This window comes from Pseudoxanthomonas kaohsiungensis, from assembly GCF_010211765.1.
GTDB classification, from domain to species: domain Bacteria; phylum Pseudomonadota; class Gammaproteobacteria; order Xanthomonadales; family Xanthomonadaceae; genus Pseudoxanthomonas; species Pseudoxanthomonas kaohsiungensis.
Genome location: NZ_PDWO01000001.1, coordinates 25,177 through 50,916 on the forward strand (window position 1 = coordinate 25,177; position 25,740 = coordinate 50,916).

Annotated in this window: 21 protein-coding genes; 10 read left to right on the forward strand and 11 right to left on the reverse strand. The window is 67.8% G+C overall.

Annotation, left to right across the window (positions count from 1 at the left end):
• Positions 1-9: 9 nt before the first annotated feature.
• Positions 10-270: a DUF6587 family protein gene (locus CSC66_RS00125; RefSeq protein WP_379655883.1), complete on the forward strand. Its 261-nt coding sequence runs from the start codon at positions 10-12 to the stop codon at positions 268-270.
• 256 nt (positions 271-526) lie between these two features.
• Here CSC66_RS00125 and CSC66_RS00130 read toward each other — a convergent pair whose 3' ends face one another.
• The 8 genes from CSC66_RS00130 to CSC66_RS00165 all read right to left on the reverse strand — a co-directional run bounded on the left by CSC66_RS00130 (position 527) and on the right by CSC66_RS00165 (position 8,000).
• Positions 527-1,864 (reverse strand): family 8 glycosyl hydrolase, encoded by a 1,338-nt coding sequence (locus CSC66_RS00130; protein ID WP_162375266.1) that lies wholly within the window; start codon positions 1,862-1,864, stop codon positions 527-529.
• Between the two features lie 97 nt (positions 1,865-1,961).
• Positions 1,962-2,465: an SRPBCC family protein gene (locus CSC66_RS00135; protein WP_379655882.1), complete on the reverse strand. Its 504-nt coding sequence runs from the start codon at positions 2,463-2,465 to the stop codon at positions 1,962-1,964.
• A 31-nt stretch (positions 2,466-2,496) separates the two neighbouring features.
• Positions 2,497-3,273 carry an SDR family NAD(P)-dependent oxidoreductase gene (locus tag CSC66_RS00140; RefSeq protein WP_202935559.1) on the reverse strand — a complete coding sequence of 259 codons (777 nt, stop codon included), beginning with the start codon at positions 3,271-3,273 and terminating at the stop codon, positions 2,497-2,499.
• 41 nt (positions 3,274-3,314) lie between these two features.
• The gene (locus tag CSC66_RS00145) at positions 3,315-4,061 is read right to left on the reverse strand and encodes an SDR family oxidoreductase (protein ID WP_162375268.1); all 747 of its coding nucleotides are present in this window, start codon (positions 4,059-4,061) and stop codon (positions 3,315-3,317) included.
• A gap of 8 nt (positions 4,062-4,069) precedes the next feature.
• Positions 4,070-5,677: a carboxyl transferase domain-containing protein gene (locus tag CSC66_RS00150; RefSeq protein WP_162375269.1), complete on the reverse strand. Its 1,608-nt coding sequence runs from the start codon at positions 5,675-5,677 to the stop codon at positions 4,070-4,072.
• Between the two features lie 121 nt (positions 5,678-5,798).
• On the reverse strand, positions 5,799-6,200 hold the full coding sequence (locus CSC66_RS00155) for a hypothetical protein (protein WP_162375270.1): 402 nt from the start codon (positions 6,198-6,200) through the stop codon (positions 5,799-5,801).
• 148 nt (positions 6,201-6,348) lie between these two features.
• A complete protein-coding gene (locus CSC66_RS00160; protein WP_162375271.1) occupies positions 6,349-6,702 on the reverse strand; it encodes a hypothetical protein in 354 nt (117 codons plus the stop codon).
• A gap of 122 nt (positions 6,703-6,824) precedes the next feature.
• Positions 6,825-8,000 (reverse strand): thiolase family protein, encoded by a 1,176-nt coding sequence (locus tag CSC66_RS00165; protein WP_162375272.1) that lies wholly within the window; start codon positions 7,998-8,000, stop codon positions 6,825-6,827.
• A gap of 173 nt (positions 8,001-8,173) precedes the next feature.
• Here CSC66_RS00165 and CSC66_RS00170 point away from each other — a divergent pair, with 173 nt between their 5' ends.
• The gene (locus tag CSC66_RS00170; protein WP_162375273.1) at positions 8,174-11,050 is read left to right on the forward strand and encodes an autotransporter serine protease; all 2,877 of its coding nucleotides are present in this window, start codon (positions 8,174-8,176) and stop codon (positions 11,048-11,050) included.
• Between the two features lie 338 nt (positions 11,051-11,388).
• On the opposite strand, the gene CSC66_RS00175 is transcribed toward CSC66_RS00170, so the two are convergent.
• Positions 11,389-12,561, reverse strand: a complete 1,173-nt coding sequence (locus tag CSC66_RS00175; protein ID WP_162375274.1) for an acyl-CoA dehydrogenase family protein — start codon at positions 12,559-12,561, stop codon at positions 11,389-11,391.
• Positions 12,562-13,000: 439 nt separating this feature from the next.
• On the reverse strand, positions 13,001-14,101 hold the full coding sequence (locus CSC66_RS00180) for a Glu/Leu/Phe/Val family dehydrogenase (protein WP_162375275.1): 1,101 nt from the start codon (positions 14,099-14,101) through the stop codon (positions 13,001-13,003).
• Positions 14,102-14,327: 226 nt separating this feature from the next.
• Between CSC66_RS00180 and CSC66_RS00185 the strand changes: the two genes are divergently transcribed.
• The 7 genes from CSC66_RS00185 (at position 14,328) to CSC66_RS17760 (ending at position 23,788) form a co-directional block, all read left to right on the forward strand.
• Positions 14,328-14,972, forward strand: coding sequence for a TetR/AcrR family transcriptional regulator (locus CSC66_RS00185; RefSeq protein ID WP_162375276.1), 645 nt, complete (start codon positions 14,328-14,330; stop codon positions 14,970-14,972).
• A gap of 20 nt (positions 14,973-14,992) precedes the next feature.
• Positions 14,993-15,931: an alpha/beta hydrolase gene (locus tag CSC66_RS00190; protein WP_162375277.1), complete on the forward strand. Its 939-nt coding sequence runs from the start codon at positions 14,993-14,995 to the stop codon at positions 15,929-15,931.
• Between the two features lie 691 nt (positions 15,932-16,622).
• Complete coding sequence (locus CSC66_RS00195) at positions 16,623-20,642, forward strand: methylmalonyl-CoA mutase family protein (protein ID WP_162375278.1); 4,020 nt, start codon at positions 16,623-16,625, stop codon at positions 20,640-20,642.
• A 178-nt stretch (positions 20,643-20,820) separates the two neighbouring features.
• The gene (locus tag CSC66_RS00200) at positions 20,821-21,813 is read left to right on the forward strand and encodes an SIR2 family protein (RefSeq protein ID WP_162375279.1); all 993 of its coding nucleotides are present in this window, start codon (positions 20,821-20,823) and stop codon (positions 21,811-21,813) included.
• A 77-nt stretch (positions 21,814-21,890) separates the two neighbouring features.
• Positions 21,891-22,445, forward strand: a complete 555-nt coding sequence (locus tag CSC66_RS17755) for a helicase HerA domain-containing protein (protein ID WP_425501021.1) — start codon at positions 21,891-21,893, stop codon at positions 22,443-22,445.
• A 3-nt stretch (positions 22,446-22,448) separates the two neighbouring features.
• The gene (locus CSC66_RS17725; protein WP_202935561.1) at positions 22,449-23,567 is read left to right on the forward strand and encodes a helicase HerA-like domain-containing protein; all 1,119 of its coding nucleotides are present in this window, start codon (positions 22,449-22,451) and stop codon (positions 23,565-23,567) included.
• Complete coding sequence (locus tag CSC66_RS17760; RefSeq protein WP_162375280.1) at positions 23,567-23,788, forward strand: KTSC domain-containing protein; 222 nt, start codon at positions 23,567-23,569, stop codon at positions 23,786-23,788. The genes CSC66_RS17725 and CSC66_RS17760 overlap by 1 nt, the downstream gene beginning before the upstream one ends.
• A 66-nt stretch (positions 23,789-23,854) precedes the next feature.
• On the opposite strand, the gene CSC66_RS00215 is transcribed toward CSC66_RS17760, so the two are convergent.
• Positions 23,855-24,616 (reverse strand): DUF2971 domain-containing protein, encoded by a 762-nt coding sequence (locus CSC66_RS00215; protein ID WP_162375281.1) that lies wholly within the window; start codon positions 24,614-24,616, stop codon positions 23,855-23,857.
• 131 nt (positions 24,617-24,747) lie between these two features.
• Between CSC66_RS00215 and CSC66_RS00220 the strand changes: the two genes are divergently transcribed.
• Positions 24,748-25,716, forward strand: coding sequence for an IS5 family transposase (locus tag CSC66_RS00220; protein WP_162375282.1), 969 nt, complete (start codon positions 24,748-24,750; stop codon positions 25,714-25,716).
• Positions 25,717-25,740 lie beyond the last annotated feature (24 nt).

A 25,740-nucleotide genomic window follows, 5' to 3' on the forward strand; every position in this document is an offset into this window, starting at 1 on the left:
GGCCGGGCGATGACCTTGGAGCTGCCGCTGTGGCTGCAGTACCTGGTGGTCGGCGTCATCGTCGCGGCCGCGCTGTGGATCTTCGCCAGGAAGCAGCTGCCGGGCCCGCTGCGCCGCGCGCGGGTGGCGCTGGCCGCGCCGCTGGTGCGCGACGGCCGCCCGGCGTGGATGCGCTCGCTGGCGCGGCGCATCGCGCCGCCGGGATCGGGCGACGGCGCATCGGCCTGCGGCGGCTGCGACAACTGCGGGCCGGAGCCGAAGCAGCGCTGACCGCCGAGGGGATGGCGTCGTCGCGGCCGGAAAGGCAGCCGGCCAGGGCCGGCTCTACGAAGAGCGCCTTGCGCCGCGGTATGGACCGACACTTCCCCTTCTGTAGGACCGGGCCCGGTTAGGTGGCCATTGGACGGTCCGTGGCCCGCACCTGCGACTCCTTGCACACCCGTTCCCCAGCCGCGGCCTGCGGCTCCACGTAGAGCCGGCCCTGGCCGGCTGCTCTCGCGACGCCCACCCTCGGTCGTTGGCTTGCCTAGTTCCCGTCGTCTGCATGCTCCGGCAGCCAAGCCCGGAAGTCGCCGCTGCAGTGGAGCAGGGCCATCAGGTAGAGCATGCCGTCGTAGTAGCGATGCTGGCCGCTGGGCACCGGCTGTTCCCACAGCGCGCGCACGAACGCCAGCCGGCGCGGATGGTCGGCGGCCAGGCTGGCCACCGCGTTGGTCGCGACCAGGCCGGTGGTCTGGCCGCCGCCCAGCGGCTTGCCGTCGAGCGTGTACAGGCTCTGGTAGTCCGCCATGCCCTGGGCTTCGAAGAACGCCTGCAGGCGGTTGCTCATCGCGACCTGGCGCGGATCGAGCGCCCACCACGACCAGTCCACCGACCAGTTCATCGCGCTGCGCCAGGCGTCGTAGCGGAAGTCCGCCGACTCCGGCCGCCACGGCGCCGCCCAGGGCGTGCCGTCGAAGTTGCCGTAGTCGGGGGTCAGCGCGGTCTGCGGATGGGCGGCTTTGGCGAAATAGTCGCGGCTGACCTGCGCGGCCTCGCGCCAGAACGCCCGGTCGGCCTGCGGGCCCACCCGTGCCCAGACCTCGTAGAACGCAGGCAGGTGGTAGGACGCATCGGTGTGCGCCGCGTTGGCCAGGTCGGGGGTGAAACGCACCATCTTCGCGTCGTGGTCGAACAGGTTGACCGCGGTCATCTGGCCGCGCGCGGTCTTGCCGGTGATGGGCTGGCGATGGAGGACGTCGGCCAGCAGGCGCTCGGCGTGGGCGCGGTAGTCGTAGCGGCCTTCGCCATCCCCCCAGCGCTGGGCGGCGAAGTAGAGCGCGGTGATGAAGTATTCCTCGCCGTCGGGCGCGGGCATCTCGTCGATCGGCACGCCGTCGGTGCGCACCGACCAGGCGAAGTAGCCGTAAGCCGGATGCGCCGGATCGTCCTGGTACATGTGGGTCACGGCCCAGTTCCAGATCGCGTCGAACTCCGCCTTCCGGTCCAGCTGCACGGCGATCATCATCCCGTAGGACATGCCTTCCGAGCGCACGTCGCCGCTGTTGACGTCGTGGATGTAGGCGAGCGGGCCGTGCTCGTTGCTGCCGTCCTCGTAGTAAACCGCCTGCTGCGCCTGGTCGCCGTGGAACAGCTGCTGGAAGGCGGCCTGGATCTTCGCTTCGACCTCGGCGCGGGCATAACCGGCTTCGGCGAACAGGTCCGGATAGGCGCCAGTGGCCACTGCGCCGGCCGGCGCGGTGGCGCTCGCGGCCGGTGTCGCCGCAGGCGCTGCGGGCCCGGCTCCGGTCCGCGTGCATGCCGCGGCGAGCAGGGCGAGCAGCAGCATGCCGGTGGAGCGGGCGGTACGAAGGCGGGCGGTCATGCGGGTCCTGCGTGGGCGAGGGCGACGGGCCGTCGACGCTAGCAGAACGGCCACGCCGTGCGCACCGGCATGGAATGGCGTCGTGTCCCTCCGCCGGTCATTCGTCCGGGATTTCCGGCTCGACCAGCCGGGCCAGTTGCTCCAGCGATTCCTGCCAGCCCAGGTAGCACATCTCCACCGGGATCGCCTCGGGGATGCCCTCCTGCATGACCTGCACGTCGGTGCCGCACAGCACGGCCTTCAGCGACACGGTGACCTGCATCTCGCCGGGCAGGTTCGGATCGTCGAAGCGGTCGACGTAGCGGACCCGTTCGTCCTGCACCAGCTCCAGGTACTCGCCGCCGAAGGAATGGCTGTGCCCGGTGCCGAAGTTGGTGAAGGCCATGCGGAAGCGGCCGCCAACGCGCGCTTCCATCTGCTCGACGCGGGCGGTGAAGCCATGCGGCGGCAGCCACTTGGCCATCGCCTCGGCTTCCAGGAAGGCGCGATAGACGCGCTCGGGCGGGCAGCGCAGGACGCGATGCAGGCGGACGGTTCCGGTGGCCATGGGATTCTCCTGTCGGTGGCTTTGGGGTTTGTTCCGGGACGACGCGCCAGCCATGCGCGGATCGACACGCGCACGGGCAGCGTGTTCAGCGCATGCCCTTGTGCTGGCCGCCATCGATCGGCACGCACGCGCCGGTGATCCATTGCGCGCGCGGCGAAGCCAGGAACACCGCGACATCGGCCACTTCCTGCGGCGTGCCCATGCGGCCCCAGGGAATGGTGCCGCGCACGGCTTCGTAGCGCGGCGGATCCTGCCGCCGGACCTGGTCCCACAGCCCGCCCTCGAATTCGATCGAGCCCGGCGCGATCGCGTTGGCGCGGATCCGGTCCGGGCCGTGGAAAATCGACAGCTTCTTGGCGTAGGCGATCAGCGCGGCCTTGGCCGAGGCATAGCCGAAGTCCGGTCCGGGGCTGGCCTCCAGGCCGGAAATCGAGGCGACCAGGACGATGCTGCCGCCGCCGGCGGCCTTCATCCAGGGGATCACCTGCGCGCAGGCGCGGGCTGCCGCCAGCACGTCCAGCTGCAGGCTCGCCTCGAAATCGGCTACCGACGGGCCCAGTGCCAGCGCCGAGGCGTTGTGCACGAGCACGTCCACCCCGCCCAGCGCCTGCCGCGTGCCGTCCAGGAACTCCGCCAGCGACGCGGCGTCGGCCAGGTCGCAACGGCGCACGTGCGCCCGCCGCCCCTGCGCGCGCAGCGACGCCTCGACCTCGTCCAGTGCATTGCGTCCACGGGCACCGGCGCCGCGCGCGCAGACCGCCACGTCCGCGCCCTCCGCGGCCAGGCCAAGCGCGATCGCGCGGCCGATGCCGCGGCTGCCGCCCAGCACCACGCAGCGCTTGTCTTGCAACTGCAGGTCCATAGGGTTCCTCCTCCGGTCCGCCCAGATCGCGATCCGCGTGCTCAGCGGCCGCCGGCCACGTCGATGAAGCCGCCCGTGCTGTAAGAGGCCTCGTCCGAAAGCAGCCACACGATCGCCTGCGCCACTTCCTCGGGCTGGCCCCCGCGACGCATCGGTATGAACGCCTTGACCCGGTCGACCCGGCCGGGCTCGCCACCGCTGGCGTGCATGCCGGTGTAGATGAAACCCGGCCGCACGCCATTGACGCGGATGCCTTCCTGCGCCACCTCATGGGCCAGTCCGCGGGTCAGCGTGTCCAGCGCCCCCTTGGAGGCGGCGTAGTCGACGTACTCGCCAGGAGAGCCTGTCAACGCAGCCACCGACGACACGTTGACGATTGCGCCTCCCTGGCCGCCATGCCGGGTGGACATCCGCCGGACGGCCTCGCGGCAGCAGAGCAGGGGACCGACCACGTTCGCGTCGAGCACCCGGCGCACGCGCGCCGCGTCCATGGATTCCAGCCGCATCTGGGTTTCCAGCACGCCGGCGTTGTTCACCAGCGCATCGAGCCGGCCGAAACGGGCGTCCAGCCGGGCGAAAAGGCCGGCCACCTGCGCCTCGACCGCGACGTCGGCCTGCAGGGCGGTCGCCTCGCCGCCGTCGGCGACGATCCGCGCGACCACCTCGTCGGCCGCGCCGGCATCGCGCAGGTAGTTCACCGCGACCGCATAGCCGCGCCTGGCGGCCAGCAGCGCGGTCGCCGCGCCGATGCCGCGCCCGCCGCCGGTCACGAGCACCACCTTGCGCATCGCCGCGGTCACATCCGGAACACGCCGAACCGCGCCGGCTCGATCGGCGCGTTGAGCGAGGCCGACAGTGCCAGGCCCAGCACGCGGCGGGTGTCGGCCGGGTCGATGATGCCGTCGTCCCACAGCCGCGCGGTGGCGTACCACGGGCTGCCCTGCTGTTCGTACTGCTCGCGAATCGGCGCCTTGAAGGCCTCTTCCTCGTCGGCGCTCCACTGGCCGCCACCGGCCTCGATCGCATCGCGGCGCACGGTCGCCAGCACGCTGGCGGCCTGCTCGCCGCCCATCACGCTGATCCGCGCATTCGGCCACATCCACAGGAAGCGGGCGCCATAGGCGCGGCCGCACATGGCGTAGTTGCCCGCGCCGAAGCTGCCGCCGATGACCACCGTGAACTTGGGCACCGAGGAACAGGCTACCGCGGTGACCATCTTGGCCCCGTCCTTGGCGATGCCGGCGTTCTCGTACTTGCGGCCGACCATGAAGCCGGTGATGTTCTGCAGGAACACCAGCGGGATGCCGCGCTGGTTGCACAGCTCGATGAAGTGCGCGCCCTTGAGCGCGCTTTCGGCGAACAGGATGCCGTTGTTGGCGACGATGCCGACCGGGCAGCCGTGGATGTGGGCGAAGCCGGTGACCAGGGTCTTGCCGTAGCGCGCCTTGAACTCGTCGAACTCGCTGCCGTCCACCAGGCGGGCGATGACTTCGCGGATGTCGAACGGGCGGCGCGTGTCCGCCGGCACGATGCCGTAGAGTTCCTCGGCCGGATACAGCGGCTCGCGCGGTTCGCGCAGCGCCACCGGCACCGTCTTGGCGCGGTTGAGGTGGCCGACGATGCCGCGCGCGATCTGCAGCGCGTGCGCGTCGTCCTCGGCGTAGTGGTCGGCCACGCCCGACACCGCCGTGTGCACGTCGGCGCCGCCCAGCGCCTCGGCATCGACCACCTCGCCGGTGGCGGCCTTCACCAGCGGCGGGCCGCCGAGGAAGATCGTGCCCTGGTCGCGCACGATCACCGACTCGTCGCACATCGCCGGCACGTAGGCGCCACCGGCGGTGCAGCTGCCCATCACCACCGCGACCTGCGGGATGTTGTCGGCGCTCAGCCGCGCCTGGTTGTAGAAGATCCGGCCGAAATGCTCGCGATCGGGGAACACCTCGTCCTGCAGCGGCAGGAACGCGCCGCCGGAGTCGACCAGGTAGACGCACGGCAGCCGGTTCTCGCGGGCGATTTCCTGCGCGCGCAGGTGCTTCTTGACCGTCATCGGGAAGTAGGTGCCGCCCTTGACCGTGGCGTCGTTGGCCACGACCACCACCTCCTGGCCCATCACCCGGCCGATGCCGCAGACCATGCCTGCGGCGGGCGCGGCGCCGTCGTACATGTCTTCGGCCGCGAGCGGGGCGATTTCCAGGAACGGCGAACCGGGGTCGAGCAGGGTGTCGATGCGTTCGCGGGCGAGCAGCTTGCCGCGCTCGGTATGGCGTTGCCGCGCCTTGTCGCCGCCACCGGCAGCCGCTCGCGCCAGGCGGCGGTGGAGTTCATCGGCCAGCGCGCGGTGGTGCTCGGCGTGCGCGGCGAATTCGGGGGACCGGGGATCGATCTGGCTGCGGAGGGGAGGCATGGGCGTCCTGGCGTGCGGATGCCCGAAGGATACGTGAGGTCGCGCGCGCGGCCTTCTGGCGGCGCAGCAAGGCGCGCCCGCTGCGCGGATCCGCCGGCGGGCCGGCGGATCCGCGGGGACGTCAGTTTTCCTCGGCCTTGCGCTCGGCGGCTTCGGCCGCTTCGCGGGCCTCGGCGGCGGTGCGCTCGGCCGCGTCGGCGGTGGCATCGGCGGCGCGAGCGGTGGCGTCGGCGGTCGCGTCGGCTGCACGGCTGGCCGCATCGCGCGTCGCCGCTGCCGCGTCCGCGAGCGCCTGCTCGGTGTTGGCCGCGGCCTGCTCGGCCTGCGCTTCGGCCTTGGCGCCGGCTTCCTGGGCCGCGTCGACGGCGTTGGCGGCGGCATGCTCGGTGGCCGCGGCGGCGTGGTCGGCCGCGGCGGCGGCATGCTCGCCCGCGCGCTCGGCTTCGGTCTGGGCCGGCTGGTTGCAGGCGGCCAGGGGAATGGCCAGGAAGGCGGTGGCCAGCAGTAGGGTGCGGTGCTTCATCGGATGCTCCTTTGGGTTGGCGGGACGCGTCGGAGCTTGCCGCGGCCGGGTTCATGGCGCCGTGAATCCCGCGCGTCGTGCGGATCCCGGAAAGAGAAAAGCCGCCGGTTTCCCGGCGGCTTTTCGGTACAGCAGGAAGGCCAGCAAATTACTGCTTGACTTCTTCCTTGGCCTCTTCGGCAGCCGACTGGGCCTGCTCGGCGACGTCGGCAGCAGCCTCGGCGGCGTTCTGCGCGGCGTTGGCAGCTTCCTCGGTGGTGGCGCCGGCGGTAGCGGCAGCGGCGTCCGCGGCGGTGTCGGCGGCAGCGGCAGCGGCGTCAGCAGCGCCCTGGGCAGCGTCGGCGGTGGCGGCGCCGGCAGCAGCGGCCGAATCGGCGGCAGCCTGGGCCTCGGCAGCGGCCTCGTTCGCCTCGGCGGCGGCGTCAGCAGCGCGCTCTTCCTTCGAGCACGCGGCCATGGCCAGAACCAGAGCCGAAGCGATCAGCAGCTTGTTGATGCTCATGTTGGATATTCCTCGTCGTTAGTTTGGGCAACGCGCGGTTGCGCGCCGGCAACATGATGACAAGCCCGTTTCCGCTGTCAAGCGGGCGTTGGTCATCTTCGTGGAAATGCCGTGAAAAACGATTACAGCACTTCCAGGGCGATCGCGGTAGCCTCGCCGCCGCCGATGCACAGCGCCGCCACGCCCCGCTTGAGCCCCCGCGTGCGCAGGGCGTTGACCAGGGTCACCACCAGGCGGGCGCCGGAAGCGCCGATCGGATGGCCCAGCGCACAGGCACCCCCGTTGACGTTGACCTTGGCGTGGGGGATGCCCAGCTCCTTGATCGGCGCCATGGCCACGACCGCGAACGCCTCGTTGATTTCGAACAGGTCCACGTCCCCGACCTTCCAGCCGGCCTTGTCGAGGAGGGTGGAGATGGCGCCGACCGGCGCCGTGGTGAACCACTCCGGCTGTTGCGAGAAGGTGGCGTGGGCGACGATCCGGGCCAGCGGCTGCAGGCCCCGGCGCGCGGCTTCGTCGGCCGACAGCAGCACGGTGGCGGCTGCGCCGTCGGAGATCGACGAGGAGCTGGCCGCGGTAACGCTGCCGTCCTTCTTGAACGCCGGCTTCAAGGTCGGGATCTTGGCCACGTCGGACTTGCCCGGCTGTTCGTCGCTGGCCACCTCAACCTCGCCCTTGCGGGTGGCCACCCTGACCGGGACGATCTCGCCGTCGAACGCACCCGAGGCCTGCGCGGCCTGCGAGCGCTTGACCGATTCGATCGCGAACGCGTCCTGCTCCTCGCGGGTGAAGCCGTACTTGGCCACGGTCGCCTCGGCGAACACGCCCATCGCCTGGCCGTCGTAAGGGTTGGTCAGGCCGTCCCAGGCCATGTGGTCCACGGCCTGGAAGCCGCCATAGCGGTTGCCGGTGCGCGAGTTGGGAATCAGGTGCGGCGCATTGGTCATCGACTCCATGCCGCCGGCGACCACGATGCTGGCCGAGCCGGCCTTGATCAGGTCGTGGCCGAGCATGATCGCCTTCATGCCCGAGCCGCAGACCTTGTTGATGGTGGTGGCGCCGGTGGCGGTCGGCAGGCCGGCGGCCAGCGCCGCCTGGCGGGCGGGCGCCTGGCCGAGGTTGGCCGGCAGCACGCAGCCCATGATCACCTCGGACACGTCGGCCGCCGGGATGCCGGACTGATCCAGCGCCGCCGAAATCGCCGCGGCCCCCAGGGTCGGGGTGGGCACGCCGGTGAACTGGCCGAGGAAGGAGCCGATGGCGGTGCGCTTGGCCGCGGCGATGACGATGTCGGACATGGGGGATTCCTCTGCAGGTGGAGCGGATTCGAAGCACCGATTATCGGCGCAGCCGGCAAGCGCCGCCAGCGTCCACCCGGGCAGGCGACAGTGGACGGTGTTTGCGGTATAGATCGGGCATGTCCGGGGGCGGGCGGTGCGAGCCGTCCAGGATCAACGAATCAGGTGACGTAATGCACATATTCGGCAATGAAGGCGCTCGCGGCGGCGTGGCGCGCTCGCTGTTGGCGGTCGCCATCGCAACCACGCTGGCGACCGGACTGGCCGCCTGTGGGGGCGGTGGCGGTGGCAACCTGAGGGCTGGGGCGCCGACCTCGCCACCGGTCTCGCCGCCACCCCCGCCACCTCCGCCGAGCTCGCCGCCGCCGCCGCCGCTGGTGCAGCCGCCGATCGACGCCCACCTGGCCCTGACCCACGCCACTGCCACCGAGCGCCAGGGCTATACCGGCGCTGGCTACCGCATCGGCGTGATCGACACCGGCGTCAACCGCAACCATCCCTCGCTCGCCGGGCGGGTGGCGGCCAACCTGACCTACGTGAGCGCCAGTCGCAACGACCTCAGCGTGGACGACAAGGTCGGCCACGGCACCACGGTGTCGCTGCTGGCTGCCGGTGCCGCCTATGGCAGCTGGCCGGGTGGCGTCGCCCCCGGGGCCTCGATCCTGTCGGCGCGGATCATCAACGACGAGCGCCCCACCGACGACGGCTCGGGCCAGGGCAACGAGGTCACCGGCGCCCTGGGCCTGAAGCCGATCCACCAGGACCTGCTGGCCCGCGGCATGCGGATCATGAACAACTCCTGGGGCGGCCTGTACTGGACCCAGGCCAGCGCCACCGCGCCGATCGCCGACGAATACCGCTTCTTCATCGTCGACAACGACGGCCTGGTGGTGTTCGCCACCGGCAACGAGAGCCGCGCCGATCCGACCGACATGTCCTCGCTGCCCAGCCAGCCCGGCCCCAACGGCACGATGCCGGCGGCCGACCTGGAACGCGGCTGGCTGGCGGTGGCGGCGCTGGACACGTCCGATCCGACCCGCCTGATGTACTACTCCAACGCCTGCGGCCTGGCCAAGGACTACTGCCTGGTCGCACCGGGCACGGCGGTGTTCCCCTCGCATACCGACACCGGGACCACGCCCAACCTGCGCTACGGCAGCGGCACCTCGTACGCGGCGCCGCTGGTCTCCGGTGCCGCCGCGGTGGTCTGGCAGAAGTTCCCGTACTTCACCAACGACCTGGTGCGGCAGACCCTGCTGGGCACGGCCACCGACCTGGGCGCGGCCGGCCCGGATGCGGTGTTCGGGTATGGCCTGCTCAACCTGGGCAAGGCGCTGGGCGGCCCCGCCAAGTTCGACTGGGGCGACGTCACCGTCAATTTCGCCGGCGAGTCGACCTGGACCAACCCGATCACCGGCGACGGTGGCCTGGTCAAGCAGGGCGGCGGCACGCTAAGCCTGGGCGGGACGGGCGCAGGGCTGGATTACGCCGGCAACACGCGGGTGCAGGGCGGCACGCTGAAGGTCCTGGGGGCTGTGCGCAGCTCGGACGTCTTCGTGGAGGCCGGCGGCCGCCTGGAGGGTGCCGCCCAGCTCGGCGGCGACCTGACCAACGCCGGCGTCGTGCATATCGGCGAGGCCAATGCGGGAGGCACGGGGATCAGCGTGGACGGCAACTACGTGCAGCGGGCGGGAAGCCAGCTGTCGATGGTGCTGGGCTACGGCCACCTCCAGGTCGACGGCACCGCCACGCTGGAGGGCGGCAACGTGCACGTGGCAGGCGTGCGATCCGGGTACGTGACCCAGGCCCGGGAGGACGTGCTCAGCGCCACGGGCGGCATCAGCGGGCAGTTCGCCGGGGTGACCAGCGCCTCGACCATATTCCTCGACGCCTCGCTGCTGTACACCCCCACGGCTGCCTGGCTCGACATCCGCCGCCTCGACGTCACCGCCGCGGCGTTGAGCCTGGCCGACATCACCCCGGCGGCCTTCGGCGCTGCGCAGCGGGTGGAAACCGCGTTCGACGGCATCGACGACCAGCAACGCGACGGCACCGGTGCGATATCCGACGGCTTCATCCGCATCGCCGGCGACTTCCAGAACACCGCCAGCGCCGGTGCGGCCTCGGCCTCGCTGCGCAGCCTGTCGGGCGAAGTGCACGCGGCCGCCGCGGCGGCGACCTACGACACGCTGGACCTGGGGCGGCGGGCGCTGTCCGCGCGTTTCGACGACCTGGCCTCGGGCGGCCGTCGTGCAGGCGGCTGGATGGAAGCGCTCGGTGGCGCGGCCTCGCTGGGCAACGGGGTGGACGCGCAGGTCGATGGCTGGCTGGCCGGCCACGACATGGCCCTGGACGGCACGATGGTCGCCGGCCTGGCCTTCGGCGAGTCGCGCATCGACAGCCGCATCGACGGGCTGGCCGACCGCAGCCGCGAGCGGCAGGCGCAGGCGCAGGCCTACCTCGGTCGACACTGGAACCAGGCCTACCTGATGGGCCAGTTCGGTGCCGGCCAGTGGCAGCGGCAGATCGACCGCGAGCTGTTGCTGGGCGCCAGCCGTTACGGCGTGCACAGCGACTATGACGGCGACTTTGCTGTGGCCGGATTCGAGGCGGGCTACCGCTTCGACGGCGCCGCCGGCTCGCTGGTGCCGTATGTGGGCACCGAGCACGCGCAGGTGCGCAGCGACGGGTTTTACGAGCAGGGCGCGGCCGGATTCGGGCTGCGCACGGGCGACAGCACGTCCTGGCGTACCCAGGCCATTGCCGGGCTGCGCGCCAGCCACGACTGGCGGCGTTTCAGCGTGAGCGGTTACGCCGAGTGGCAGCAGACCCTGGCCAGTGATGGACTGGAACTGTCGGCCAGCTTCGTCGGCGTGGACAGCTGGTCGCCGCTGGCGGCTTCCGACCCGGCGCTGTCGGGTGGCATGGTTGGGCTGCAGGCCTCGGCCTGGCTGGGCGCGCACTCGACGCTGTCGTTCGGCTACGACCAGCGATTCGGCCCGCGTGGGGACGCGAGCCTGGTGTCGCTGAAGTACGCGTTCGGGTTCTGACCGTAGAGCGGGGCTTGCCCCGCTGTGCCGTACGGCGTCCCCATCAGCCGGGCAAGCCCGGCTCTACGGGTGCGGAGTGGTGTGCCGTTGCGTAGAGCGGGGCTTGCCCCGCTGTGCCGTACGACGTCCCCCCAGCCGGGCAAGCCCGGCTCTACGGGTGCGCAGTGGTGTGCCGTTGCGTAGAGCGGGGCTTGCCCCGCTGCGCCGTGCGACGTCCCCCCAGCCGGGCAAGCCCGGCTCTACGGGTGCGCAGCGATGTGCCGTTGCGTAGAGCGGGGCTTGCCCCGCTGTGCCGTGCGACGTCCCTCAGCCGGGCAAGCCCGGCTCTACGGGTGCGGTCAGCCGCGGCCGTCGAACAGCTCGCGGCCGATCAGCATGCGCCGGATCTCGTTGGTGCCGGCGCCGATCGCGTAGAGCTTGGCGTCGCGCAGGATGCGGCCGGTGGCGAACTCGTTGATGTAGCCGTTGCCGCCCAGCGCCTGGATCGCTTCCAGCGCCACCTGCACCGCCGCTTCGGACGCGTGCAGCAGGCAGCCGGCGGCGGCCGCGCGCGAGGCGTGGCCGGCGTCGAAGTCGCGCGCCACCTGGTAGGCGAACGCACGCGAGGACTGCAGCGCGGTGTACATGTCGGCGAGCTTGCCCTGCATCAGGCTGAAGGTGCCGATCGCCTGGTCGAACTGCTTGCGCTCGCGCACGTAGGGCAGGGCGATGTCCATCGCCGCCTGCATCAGGCCGATCGGGCCGCCGGTCAGCACCAGCCGCTCGGTATTGAGGCCGCTCATCAGCACCCGCACGCCCTGGTTCACTTCACCGAGCACGTTTTCCTGCGGGATCGCGCAGTCCTCGAACACCAGCTCGCAGGTGTTGGAGCCACGCATGCCGAGCTTGTCCAGCTTCTGCGCGGTGGAGAAGCCCTTCATCCCGCGCTCGACGATGAAGGCGGTCATGCAGCGGCTGCCCGCGTCCTTGCCGGCGGTGCGCATGTACACGACCAGCACGTCAGCCTCGGGACCGTTGGTGATCCACATCTTGTTGCCGTTGGCGATCCAGACGCCGTCGCGCCCCGCTCTTGTCTCAAGCTGGGCGCTGCAGCGCATCGAGCCGACCACGTCCGAGCCGGCGCCCGGTTCGCTCATCGCCAGCGCGCCCTTCCACTCGCCGCTGCACAGCTTGGGCAGGTACTTCCGACGCTGGGCCTCGTTGCCGTTGAGGTAGAGGTTGGACACGCACAGGTTGGAGTGGGCGCCGTAGCTCAGGCCGACCGACCCGGACGCGCGCGAGATCTCCTCCATCGCCACCAGGTGGGCGAGGTAGCCCATCTCGCTGCCGCCGTACTCGGCCGGCACGGTCATGCCCAGCAGGCCCAGCTCGCCCAGCTTGGGCCACAGGTCCTGCGGGAACACGTTTTCCTCGTCGATCGCCGCCGCCCGCGGCGCGATCTCGGCCTCGGCGAACCGGCGCACCGCCTCGCGCAGGGCGTCGATCTCCTCTCCCAGCTGGAACGCGTGCATCGGATCCCCTGATGGTTACATGTGCACCCATTGTAGGTGGCCGCCGCCCCGGCCACACGTGCGGCTGCACAAAAGGGATGGACCCGGATCAGGGGGGCGTTGGGATCGAGCGGTGGCCTAGGACAACGCGGCGGTCCAGGCTTCCATGACCCGCAAAACCCTGCATACGCGGTTCCCTGGTTCGTAGGAGCCCATCCTCATGGGCGACCGGGGCGTCGGACGTGCGATGGCGTCGCCTGTGCCGAGGGCGTCGGGTCGCCGATGAATCGGCTCCTACAGGGCGGCCCGGTTCGGGCGCGGTTTCCCCACTTGTAGGAGCCCATCCTCATGGGCGACCGGGACGTCGGACGTGCGATGGCGTCGCCTGTGCCGAGGGCGCCGGGTCGCCGATAAATCGGCTCCTACAATGCGACGCCCGCATCGAGGCGACAGGCGAGCCTCAGTGCTCCCCGCGCAGGTGCCCCATCCGCGGGCGGGTGCGGCCCATCGGCAGCTTGAGCTTGCCGATCGCGGCCAGGCGCGCCTCGGCGATGCGGTCGGCGGCGTACTGCGGGCTGATCTTCTCCTTCTCGGACAGGTCGAAGATCTTCGAGACGTTGTAGTAGATGCTGCGGATCAGCCGCATCGCCCGCTCGCGGTTGTAGCCGTCGATCTCCAGCGACACGTTCATCACGCCACCGGCGTTGACCGCGTAGTCCGGCGCATACAGGATCCCGCGCCGGTACAGCTCGTCGCCGATCGCATGGCTGGCCAGCTGGTTGTTGGCCGAACCGCAGACGATCTTGACCTTCAGCCGTTCCAGGGTCTGCGCATCGATGCTGCCTTCCATCGCGCACGGCGCGAACACGTCGGCCGCCACGTCGTAGATGTCGCTGCACGACACCGCCTCGGCGCCGTACTCGCTCACCGCGCGCTCCACCAGCTGCGGGTCCAGGTCGGCGACGAACAGCTTGGCGCCGCGCTCCTTGAGCAGCTTCACCAGTTCCATGCCGATGTGGCCCAGGCCTTGGATCGCGATGCTGGTCTTGCCCACTTCCTCGTGGCCGAACTTGCGCTGCAGCGAAGCCATCAGCCCCTGCAGGGTGCCGTAGGCGGTGAACGGGGCCGGGTCGCCGGAGCCGCCATGCACCTGGTGCACACCGGTGACGAACTCGGTCTCCAGGTAGATCTGCTCCATGTCGTTGACGTCGGTGCCGACGTCCTCGGCGGTGATGTAGCGCCCGCCCAGCGCCTCGACCGCGCGGCCGAAGGCGCGGAACAGCACCTCGCTCTTGTCGGTCTTCGGGTCGCCCAGGATCACCGCCTTGCCGCCGCCGATGTTCAGCCCGGCCAGCGCGTTCTTGTAGGTCATCGTCCGGCTCAGGCGCAGCACGTCGCGCACCGCGTCGGCCTCGTTGGCGTAGTGGCGCATGCGCACGCCGCCGACCGCCGGGCCGAGCACGGTGTTGTGCACGCCGATGATCGCCTTCAGGCCGGCCTCCGGGTTGTTGCAGAAGACGACCTGCTCGTGGCCGGAAGTGGCGAGGGTTTCGAAAAGCATCGGAAGGCTCCGCATCGTGTCGCGTGCGTCGGCGGGCAGGTCGCGACAGTGGCCGTGTGGCTTGGGTGGCTGGACATCGCCCGGCATTACCGGGCCCCAGAAAACAAAAATGCGACGTGGCCAGGGGGAGGGGCGGTCGTCGCAGGGCGCATTCTAACCCCAGCCTTGTGACGCTGTTCGCCATGGGGGCTTGAATGATACGAACGGTCGTGCTATTCAAGCCGCCATGACCCCGGCCGCCGCCGCTACCGCCAGTACCGCCAAGGGCGCCAGCACCCGCGGGATGCTGCTGGAACGCGCCTGCGGCATGGCCGCCAAGGTCGGCCTGGAAGGGCTGACGATCGGCGAGCTGGCCAGCGCGGCCGGCATGTCCAAGAGCGGGGTGTTCGCCCATTTCGGCTCGCGCGAGGACCTGGTCCGGCAGACCCTGGACTGGGCCGCCGGGCAGTTCATCGCCGAGGTGATGACCCCGGCGCTGCGGCTGCCGCGCGGCATGCCGCGGCTGCGCGCGATCGGCAACGCCTGGCTGGCCTGGATCAGCGAGCATCCGGACGGTTGCGTGTTCCTCGGCGCGGCGATGGAGTACGACGGCCGTCCCGGGCCGATGCGCGACCACGTCGCCAGCATGCTCGAGTCCTGGCGCGCCGCGCTCGAGCGCGCGGTGGCCCTGGCGGTCGAGGAAGGCCACCTGCGTGCGGGCACCGACCCGGCGCTGGTCGCGTTCCAGTTCCAGGCACTGATGCAGGGCTACCACCACGCCCGCATGCACCACCCGCAGTCCGCGCGCACGCTGACCGAGCGCGCCATTGCCGACCTGTTCGCGCGCTACCAGGCCGACGCGCCCGCGCCGGCCGCCTCCCCCCGTCCCTAAGTCCCGCAGGAGCCCTCGCCATGGCCGCCGTCGCGCCCGTCTCGCCGCCGCAAAAAAGCACGACCGTTCGCACGCCCGCCGCGCCGCGGCTGCTGCGCGCCGCCTTCGCCATCGGCAGCTGGGTGGTGCCCGAGGCCACCGTGCGCCGCGCCTCGCGCCTGTTCGGTACGCCGATGGCGTCCTCGCGCAGCCGCGCCCTGGCGGCCGAGGCCGGCGACGCGCGCGTGGGCGAGGTGATGAGCGAAGGCCACGCCGTCGCCACCTACACCTGGGGCGATCCGGCCACGCAGCCCTACGTGCTGTTCTCGCACGGCTGGTCCAGCTTCGGCCTGCGCTGCCGGCCGTGGATCGCGCCGCTGCGCGAGGCCGGCTATGCGGTGGTCGCGTTCGACCATCCCGCCCACGGCCGCAACGAAGGCGGGCGGGCGATCCTGCCGTCGTTCGCGGCGGCGCTGGCCGCGGTCGCGCGCCCGCACGGCGCACCGGCGGCGCTGGTCGCCCATTCGATGGGCGGCGCGGCGGCGCTGCTGGCGCTCAGCGCCGGGCTGCGCGCCGGCCACGTGGTGCTGGTCGCCCCGGCGGCCGACCTGCGCGCGGCCGGTGGCCGCTTCGGCCGCATGATCGGCCTGGCGCCGCCGCTGGTGGCGCGGATGTTCGAGGGCTTCGAGCGCCAGATCGGCCTGCCGGTCGACAGCTTCGCCGCGCAGCACCACGCCCCGCGCATGGCCGCGCCGGCGCTGGTCGTGCACGACCTGGAAGACGACGACGTGCCGTGGGAGGAGGGCGAACGCTACGCCCGCCTGTGGCCCGGCGCGCGCCTGCTCAGCACCACCGGCCTGGGCCACCACCGCATCGCTGGCGATGCCACGGTGATCGACGCGGCGCTGCGCTTCCTGCGTGGCGAGGCGGTGGGCGAGCGCGTGGTGTCCTCGCCGAACCTGCCGTTCGGGTTCGAGTGAGGGTGCCGGGCAGGGCGGATAGGGCGGTGGCGGCCGCATGCGCAGGCGGGGTGAAGATGCCGGCGCGAGCACATGGGCACCCCGCCGGAGCGATCCGGCGTCGCCGCGTGCGTGGGTAAGGGAAGGAGATCAGCGCGGAGCGGCATTGATGGACGAGCGAGCGTGGGGGACCAGACAGCGGGCGGATCCACGAGCGCCAGGCGCCCGGGTCTGCAGCGCCGCCTGTCGCCGCGCCGCCGGCAAGCCCGCCCCCTCGATGGGCGGTCTCCCCAGGGCGCCCGATGGCCGGGCGGGGCGGGCTTGCCGGCGGCGTGGCCGTCGCTCTTATGGGCTCCGATTGGCCGGCGACCCAATGGAGCCAAGCTACGCTCCCCTGTAGGAGCCGATTCATCGGCGACCCGGCGCCGTCGGCACCGCGACACCCGCCCATCCCCGCCGTCGATGCCTGTCGCCGGTGCGTGCCCCCGATGCGTGCCCCCGTAGAGCCGGGCTTGCCCGGCTGAACCGCCCGCCGCGCACCAGCCGGGCAAGCCCGGCTCTACGAGACGGCACCAGCCGGGCAAGCCCGGCTCTACGAGGCGCCGCCGGTCACGCGCCGGCGCTTCGACCAAAGTCACGCTGCAGCGCACCCATACGTTTCGCGTGCAAGCACTAGAATCGGGCCCAAGTCCTTGATTCCAGCAGCGCACGCATGAGCACGCCCGCCAGCCAGATCCCTCAGCCGCATCCCGACGCCACCCCGTTGCGCTTCGTCACCGCCGCCAGCCTGTTCGACGGCCACGACGCGGCGATCAACATCATGCGCCGGCTGATCCAGGCCCAGGGCGCCGAGGTCATCCACCTGGGCCACAACCGCAGCGTCGAGGACGTCGTGCGCGCCGCGCTGCAGGAAGACGCCGACGCGATCGCGCTGTCCAGCTACCAGGGCGGCCACGTCGAGTACTTCAAGTACATGGTCGACATGCTCAAGGAGCACGGTGCCAGCCACATCCGCGTGTTCGGCGGCGGCGGCGGCACGATCACGCCGGAGGAGATCCGCGAGCTCGAAGCCTACGGCGTCGAACGCATCTACCACCCCAACGACGGCATGAAGATGGGGCTGGTGGAGATGATCGAGGACGTCGTCGCCCGCGCCAGCGCCGCGCGCGAATCACGCGCCGCGCGCGTGGCGCTGACTGTAGGAGCCCATCTCATGGGCGGCACGGGCAATGAAACCGCGAAGGCGTCGGGGGAGTCGTCCGCGCTGGCGAACGCCGGGGAATCCGGCGGTGTCGGGTCGCCCATGAGATGGGCTCCTACCGTGGATGAAATCACCATCGGCCGCGCGCTCAGCGCGATCGAGGACGGCGAACACACCGACGCCGACCTGGCCAAGCTGCGCAAGCACTGGCAGCTCGCCGCCGGCCGCACCCCGGTCATCGGCATCACCGGCACCGGCGGCGCCGGCAAGTCCTCGGTCACCGACGAACTGCTCAACCGCTTCCTCTCCAGCTTCCCGGCCATGCGGATTGCCGTGGTCTCGGTCGACCCGACCCGCCGCCGCAGCGGTGGCGCGCTGCTGGGCGACCGCATCCGCATGAACTCCTTGAGGTCCCATCGCGTCTACATGCGCTCGATGGCCACCCGCCGGCAGAACGTGGCCACCAACGCGGTGCTCAAGGACTGCGTGGCCTACCTCAAGTCGCTGGACTTCGACCTGGTGATCGTGGAGACCGCCGGCATCGGCCAGTCGGACTCGGAGATCGTCGACCTGGTCGACTTCCCGATGTACGTGATGACCTCCGACTACGGCGCGGCCAGCCAGCTCGAGAAGATCGACATGCTCGACTACGCCGAGCTGATCGTGCTCAACAAGTACGACCGCCGCGGCGCCGAAGACGCGTTGCGCGACGTGCGCAAGCAGTGGAAGCGCAACCGCGTGGCCTTCAACGTCAAGGACGAGGACATCCCGGTCTACCCGACCATCGCCAGCCAGTTCAACGACCCCGGCATCAGCTGGATGTTCGCCAACCTGTGCCGGCTGCTGCGGCAGAAGCTCGGCCTGTCCAACCGCGACGCCCCCCCTGTAGGAGCCCATCTCATGGGCGACACGGGCAATGGAGCGACGAAGCCGTCGGATACCCATGCCACGCCGCAGAACGCGGGCCAGGATGCGTCCGTCGGGTCGCCCATGAGATGGGCTCCTACGACGGCGGGGCGCTGCGACTTCCAGCCGCAGATCGACACCACGCTCAAGGAGCCGCGCGCCACCGTGCTGATCCCCGGCGCGCGCGTGCGCTACCTGGCCGAGATCGCCGAGCAAGGCCGGGCGATCAACCGCCGCATCGAGATGGAAGCGGAGACCGCCAGCCGCGCGCAGTCGTATTGGGAGTCGCTGCGCGACCTGGGCGACGAGCGCCTGCCCGAACCGCTGGGCCTGTATCCGGCCGATGCCTTGCTGCCAGCGAACCAGGGCAGCGGGGCAAGCCCCGCTCTACGCGGCGGCGCCTTGGCCGCCGATGCCGGCCCCGACCATGGGGGATCCCCTGTAGGAGCCCATCTCATGGGCGACACGGGCAATGGAACGGCGAAGGCGTCGGATGTGCCGGCTACGCTGGCGAACGCGGGGCAGGGCGAGGCCGTCGGGTCGCCCATGAGATGGGCTCCTACAGAACAGGACGCGCCGGACCGCTCGTTGCTCACCCTGCGCCAGCGCTACAACGACGCCGTGCAGTCGCTGTCCAGCGAATCCCTGCGCAACCTGCGCGAGTGGCCGCAGCGCCTGAAGTCCATCACCGACGAGTTCACCGAATACCAGGTCCGCAACAAGGCCATCCGCGTCGAGAACTACCGCGAGTCGCTCAGCCACCAGAAGGTCCCCAAGATCGCCGCCCCCACCTACAAGTCCTGGGGCGAGCTGCTGACCTTCCTCGGCAAGGAGAACCTGCCGGGCAGCTACCCCTACACCGGCGGCGTCTACCCGTACCGCCGCACCGGCGAAGACCCGATCCGCATGTTCGCCGGCGAGGGCACGCCCGAGCGCACCAACCGCCGCTTCCACTACCTGTCCGCCGGCCAGCCGGCCGCGCGCCTGTCCACCGCGTTCGACTCGGTCACCCTGTACGGCGAAGACCCGGCAAAGCGCCCGGACATCTACGGCAAGATCGGCAACTCCGGGGTCAACATCCCCACGCTGGACGACATGAAGAAGCTGTACTCCGGCTTCGACCTGTGCGCGCCGACCACCAGCGTGTCGATGACCATCAACGGCCCGGCGCCGATCATCCTGGCGATGTTCATGAACACCGCCATCGACCAGCAGGTGGAGAAGTACCTCAAGGCCGACCCGCAGCGCTGGGCCGATGCGCAGAGGAAGATCGACGCGTTCTTCGAAGGCCGCGACGGGTCCAATAGAAGCCGGCCGCGCTACCACGGCGACCTGCCGCCCGGTAACGACGGCCTGGGCCTGGGCCTGCTCGGCGTCACCGGCGAGCAGCTGCTCGATGCCGACACCTATGCGGCGATCAAGGCCGAGACGCTCAAGACCGTGCGCGGCACCGTGCAGGCCGACATCCTCAAGGAAGACCAAGCCCAGAACACCTGCATCTTCAGCACCGAGTTCGCCCTGCGGATGATGGGCGACATCCAGCAGTACTTCGTCGACCACCAGGTCCGCAATTTCTACTCGGTGTCCATCTCCGGCTACCACATCGCCGAGGCCGGGGCGAACCCGATCAGCCAGCTCGCCTTCACCCTGTCCAACGGCTTCACCATCGTCGAGTACTACCTGGCCCGCGGCATGCACATCGACGACTTCGCGCCCAACCTGAGCTTCTTCTTCAGCAACGGCATGGACCCGGAGTACACCGTCATCGGCCGCGTCGCCCGCCGCATCTGGGCCCGCGCCATGCGCGAGCGCTACCAGGGCAACGAGCGCAGCCAGATGATGAAGTACCACATCCAGACCAGCGGCCGCTCACTGCACGCGCAGGAGATCCAGTTCAACGACATCCGCACCACGCTGCAGGCCCTGTACGCGCTGTTCGACAACTGCAACAGCCTGCACACCAACGCCTACGACGAAGCCATCACCACGCCCACCGAAGAGAGCGTGCGCCGCGCGGTGGCCATCCAGATGATCATCAACAAGGAGCTGGGGCTGAACTTCTGCGAGAACCCCTGGCAGGGCAGCTTCGCCGTGGAGTACCTGACCGACCTGGTCGAAGAAGCCGTCTACAAGGAGTTCGAGGCCATCAGCGAACGCGGCGGCGTGCTCGGCGCCATGGACACCATGTACCAGCGCGGCAAGATCCAGGAAGAGTCCCTCTATTACGAACACAGGAAGCACGACGGCTCGCTGCCCCTGGTGGGCGTCAACACCTTCCTGCCCAAGGGACACGCCGGCGAAGTCGCCACCGAGATCGAGCTGATCCGCTCCACCGAGGGCGAGAAGGCCCAGCAGATCGCGAACGTCGCCGGCTGGCAGGCCAACCGCAACCGCCTGGCCCCGGAAGGGGAGACCGCCACCGGCCATATCGCCGGGGCCGAGGAGTCAGGCAGCGGCCTGGCCGAGGCCGTTCACGACGGCCACGGCCTGGCGTATCTTCAGGACACGGCGCGCAGGCGGGGGAACGTCTTCGCGGCGCTGGTGGAAGCGGTCAAGACCCACAGCCTCGGTCAGATCAGCCATGCGCTGTATGACGTGGGCGGGGAGTACCGAAGGAATATGTAAAGCAATCGAGCTGCCATAGGGCATCTATGCGGGGGGGGGTATGGAGCACGATCCGAATCGATTCTTGAGCGCTCTAGCCGCAAAGCTAGCGACTAGAAGTAGGCATGTTTGTTTTCTGCTCGGTGCGGGGGTCTCTCGAGCATGCAATCTTCCTGACCTCAAGGGGTTGGAAGCGGAGGTGCTTGCTGGCTTGTCTATAGATGAGCGGAATAAGTTCTCGCCACTTATCGAAGCTCATGGTCTCGAGAACGCGCTGAGTCGACTTCGTGCAATGTCGGGATTGCTTAAAGTTGGGCAGATTCTCGATGGCTTGACTAAAGACGATGCCGATAAACTAGATAGAAGCGTTTGCCTTCAAATAGTGAAGGGAGTTGATGTTGGCGGCGCTGACCTGCTGCCTGTGCGAAGGTTCGCAGCGTGGGTAAAGCGAGCGCAGTACGAGTCAGCTGTTGAGGTATTTACGACCAATTACGATCTTCTCCTCGAGACCGCTTTCGATACGGAGTCCGTTCTTTACTTCGATGGATTCTCGGGAGTGCTCCGAGCGCCATTTCGGATAGAGCTTGTCGATCCTGGCCAAGTGCAGGTGCGTGAAGAAATACCTAGCCTCTTTACGAGGCTCTGGAAGTTGCACGGTTCTGTTAACTGGGCATGGGATGGTGTCAACGTTCGTCGTTTGGGGGCTGCCGCTGAGCATAAGGATGTAGCGGCCATCTACCCTTCGCAGGCTAAATACGATCAATCGCGGCGCTATCCTTTCGTGGTTCTGCAAGATCGATTCAGGCGTGCATTGAATGTCCCTGAGACCATTACAGTCATAAGTGGTTATGCTTTTGGCGATCAGCATCTAAACGAGATTATTTTTGATGCTGCCGCACGCCGGGAGCGATCCGAAATCATTGTCTTCTCCTACGATCCGATACAAGACGACTTAGCTCAGCGCGCATCGATAACGCCGAATCTTCAGGTAATTCATTCAAGTGAGGCCATCATTGGTGGAGTGAGGGCGCCTTGGGCTAAAACAGAGGCTGAGTGTGCTTACTGGAAAGCCGACAAGTTGGTAATCGCTGACTTCGCCCAGCTTGGTGATTTCCTCGCGAGGGTGCATGCGGGAAGTTCTGCGCAGGATCCCAGCCTAACTGAGCTGCTGGGCGGAGGAGTGGAGCAATGATTAACCGTGAACCAACATGTGTGGGCACGGTTAAGCATGTGCTTGGTTCGACCGTGACCGTAGCTTTAGATCCCGAGATGGCCGGCATATCGCCTATATTTCGCGGCGAAGTTGTATCGGTGGGTCAGATTGGTTCGATCGTTCGCATACCGCAAGGCCTAGTCGACCTAATCGGCTCTGTGAGTCTTGTTGGAATTGCAGAACTTGTCACCAGTTTGAAGCCATCAAGTGCGACGACAGTGGGTGAGCGGTGGCTGCAGGTACAGTTGGTCGGCCAGATTGATAGGACATCTGGTGCTTTTCGCCGGGGGGTGGCCTGCTATCCTGGCTTGGACGATCCAGTTCACTTCGCTACCACTGATCAACTGCTTCCTCTGTTCCCGGCGGCAGACGAGAGGCGGCTAAGAATCGGGCGGCTGGCTGCGGCGGAGGGGTTGACCGTTAGCCTTGACGCAGCACGACTGGTTGTAAGGCATGCGGCAATCGTGGGCTCGACAGGATCCGGAAAGACCAGTTGCGTGTCGTCCTTGTTGCAAGGCTTCGTCTCTGGGGGGTGGTCGTCGTCCAATATCATTGTTGTCGATCCGCATGGAGAGTATTCACGGGCGCTAGGCGACAGCGCTCGAGTCTGAAGCGTGTTGGGCGACGGCGAAGGTGCATTGCATGTGCCTTTCTGGGCTTTGCCAGCGGTTGAGATACTGCGAATATTCGCAGGTGGCACCGGTGGTGCAACTTTCTTGGGTAGGTTTGTCGAACTAGTCGGGAAGTATCGAAAGCAGTTCGTTACGGCATCCGCTTGGCTCAAGATGGATGCGAGCGCGGTGACCCCAGACACGCCTGTGCCGTTCGACATCAACTTGGTATGGTTCGAGTTGGATTCCGAGAACCGCGAAACGTTAACGGTTAAGGCGGATCCGACTACCCGCGCCGTAGTCAATCTCGGTGATGCTTCGGCCTTGAGATCAACAGTGTTTAGTCCGTATGGCGCTGGGGCCGCAGCTCCCTTCAAGGGGGCGATGTACGGAGTTCACGGGACCATGCCGGACCTGCTGCGTCTCGGATTGAGAGATCCAAGGCTTCAGTTCTTGCTAAAGCCGAAAGCAACCTTTGCGGGTCCGGACCCGATGGTGCACGCAATTATCGAGTGGCTCGGTCGCGACAAGCCAATAGCGGTTCTCGATTTCTCTGGGGTACCCCCGGAGGCTGCTGACGCAGCCATCGGCGTTGTTCTTAGCTTGATCTTACAAGTGGCTATGCGCGCTCCGGATGGCGATCAAGCGATTGGAAAAAACCTTCCAGTTCTTCTTGTCCTTGAGGAGGCTCATCGGTATCTGAGTGAAGGTGCCTCTATGCTGACGCGAGAATCGGCGAACAAGATCGCGCGTGAGGGACGAAAGTATGGGGTCGGGATGTGGTTAGTCTCGCAGCGCCCAACCGAGTTGCCCGAAACTGCTTTAGCTCAATGTGGAACCTTGATCGCTCTACGATTGACAAATAGTGCAGATCAGGGCGCCGTGAAGACTGCGTTGCCGGACGACGTTTCTGGCCTTTCGGCGGTTTTGCCAGCGCTGAGGACGGGCGAAGCGCTCGTCAGTGGCGAGGCCGCGGTAATTCCGACGAGGACGGTTCTCGATGTCCCGAGCCCATTCCCGAAAGCCGAAGATCCTAGCCTTGCAGGTTGGAGGAAGGATCTGAAGGAGTTTCAGGTCGATCAAGCAATTTCCTCGTGGCGTGGCACTTACGGAGAAGAGTGATGTTGGTATGGCAGCCAGTAGATTCGAGTTGGGTTTCCGCGGAGGCGTATAGCGCCGACGAGGAGACCATCTATGTCCGATTCAAAGACGGAACTTCTTGGGCCTATCGCGCATGTCCGCCTCATGTTTGGGCCGAGTTCACGGCGCCCGGGCAGTCGCGTGGAAGGTACATTAATGAGGTGCTCAAGCAGAAGCCAGGTGGTAAATACATGGATCAGTGAGAGAGGTGGCTTGAGGTAGATTTCGCTCCCGAAACCATGGTGGGAATGCGCCTGTTATGTGCACGATCAACGGGGGCGAATGGCGTCGAGTAGCTTGCTTTCTTTGATCTCGGCGGAAGGCGCAAATTTGTGCGCCAATGCCTCGACTATTAGGCGGTCAGCAGGTGCTCGCAGCGGGCCCAAGGTTATTTGTATGTTCGATAGCGCCTCGTCGACAATTGGAACATCGATATGCATAAACGGTGGTGGGGGCGGCACTGCCGCTTCTGAGTGCTTCGACGAGCGTCCCTGCGCCATAAGAACAAACCTGTGCTCCTTTTGAAATGACCATGCTTTTCCCTTGAAGCGTGCCAGTGCGCATGGATCTTCTGCGACGAACGAGTTTGCGCCGGTCAAGATGACGCGGCTTTGCCAAATGGCTTCTACGTCATCTACGTACTCAACTTCTTGGAAGAAATGCGACCGTTCATAGAACGGCCGGACCTTGTATGTTTCGCCTATGGCCTGATCCATAGGCATGGGTATCTCTGTCTCAACTGCAATATCGCCGGGAAGGGGCTGGTATCGGTGCCACTTGAATGGGTGCTGCGGAAGAGATATGCGAACACCACGCATGGCATCCCCGTACATGGACCACTGAGGTAAGTCCTCTTCCTCGTTAGTAGTCCAACTACTCGCGAAGAGGAGTTGGCCAAAGTCGAACTTTCCGACTGACTGCGCCTCGTACACGTCGTCAAATTGATCCAGACGAGTGAAGCGAAATTTGCGCGACTTCAGGATCAACGCAAGAGAGCGAGCATTCGTGTAGTGGAAGATTCGATGATGCATCTTTGATTATCTGCTTGGAAGGAAGGTAACGGAGTCAGGTTCACTTTCCGGGTTGGGGATGTAATTCCCCTAGGGATGCTCTGAACAAATCCCTTCGGCGACAATAGCGCAAGGTTCGACGGATGACGACGATGCAGCTGAGCTTCGGGGACGCGGAACACACGGGCAAGCGCAAGAAGACGCGGCGCGAGGTCTTCCTGGCGGAGATGGAGCAGGTGGTGCCGTGGAACGCATTGCTGGCGCTGATCGCACCGCACTACCCGAAGATGGGCCAGCGCGGCCGGCAGCCGTATCCCTTGGCGACGATGCTGCGCATCCACTTCCTGCAGCAGTGGTACTCGCTGAGCGACCCTGGCATGGAAGAGACGCTGTACGAGATGCCGGTGATGCGCCGCTTTGCCCGCCTGGGCGGGCTGGACAACATCCCGGACGAGACCACGATCCTCAACTTCCGCCGGCTGCTGGAGACGCATGATCTGGCGCCGCAGCTCCTGGAGCGCGTGAACGCTCACCTGGCGCGCAAGGGCCAGAGCTTGAAGGCCGGCACGATCGTGGACGCCACGATCATCGCGGCGCCGAGTTCGACCAAAAACAGGGGCGGCGAACGCGATCCGGAGATGCACCAGACGAAGAAGGGTAACCAGTGGCACTTCGGGATGAAGGCGCACATTGGCGTGGACGAGGAGTCGGGCCTGGTGCACCACGTGGAGTGCACGGCGGCGAACGTGAATGACGTGACGCAGGTGCACAAGCTGCTGCACGGCAAGGAAGATACGATCTGCGGCGACAGCGGCTACACCGGCGCGGACAAGCGCGAGGAGCTGCAAGGCGTGGAGGCTGCGTTTTGGATCGCGGAGAAGCCCTCGAAATTGCGAGCGCTGAAGAACAAGCGCGAGCGCAAGTACGCCGAGCGCTGGGAGCACTTCAAGGCCAGTTTAAGGGCAAAGGTTGAGCACCCGTTCCGGGTGGTGAAGCGGCAGTTCGGTTACACCAAGGTGCGCTACCGCGGCTTGGCGAAGAACACGGCGCAGGTGCTGACGCTGTTCGCGCTGTCGAACCTGTGGATAGCGCGGCGACGTCTGTTGCTGCCGACGGGCTAAATCCGTCCGTTGGACGGGGAAACC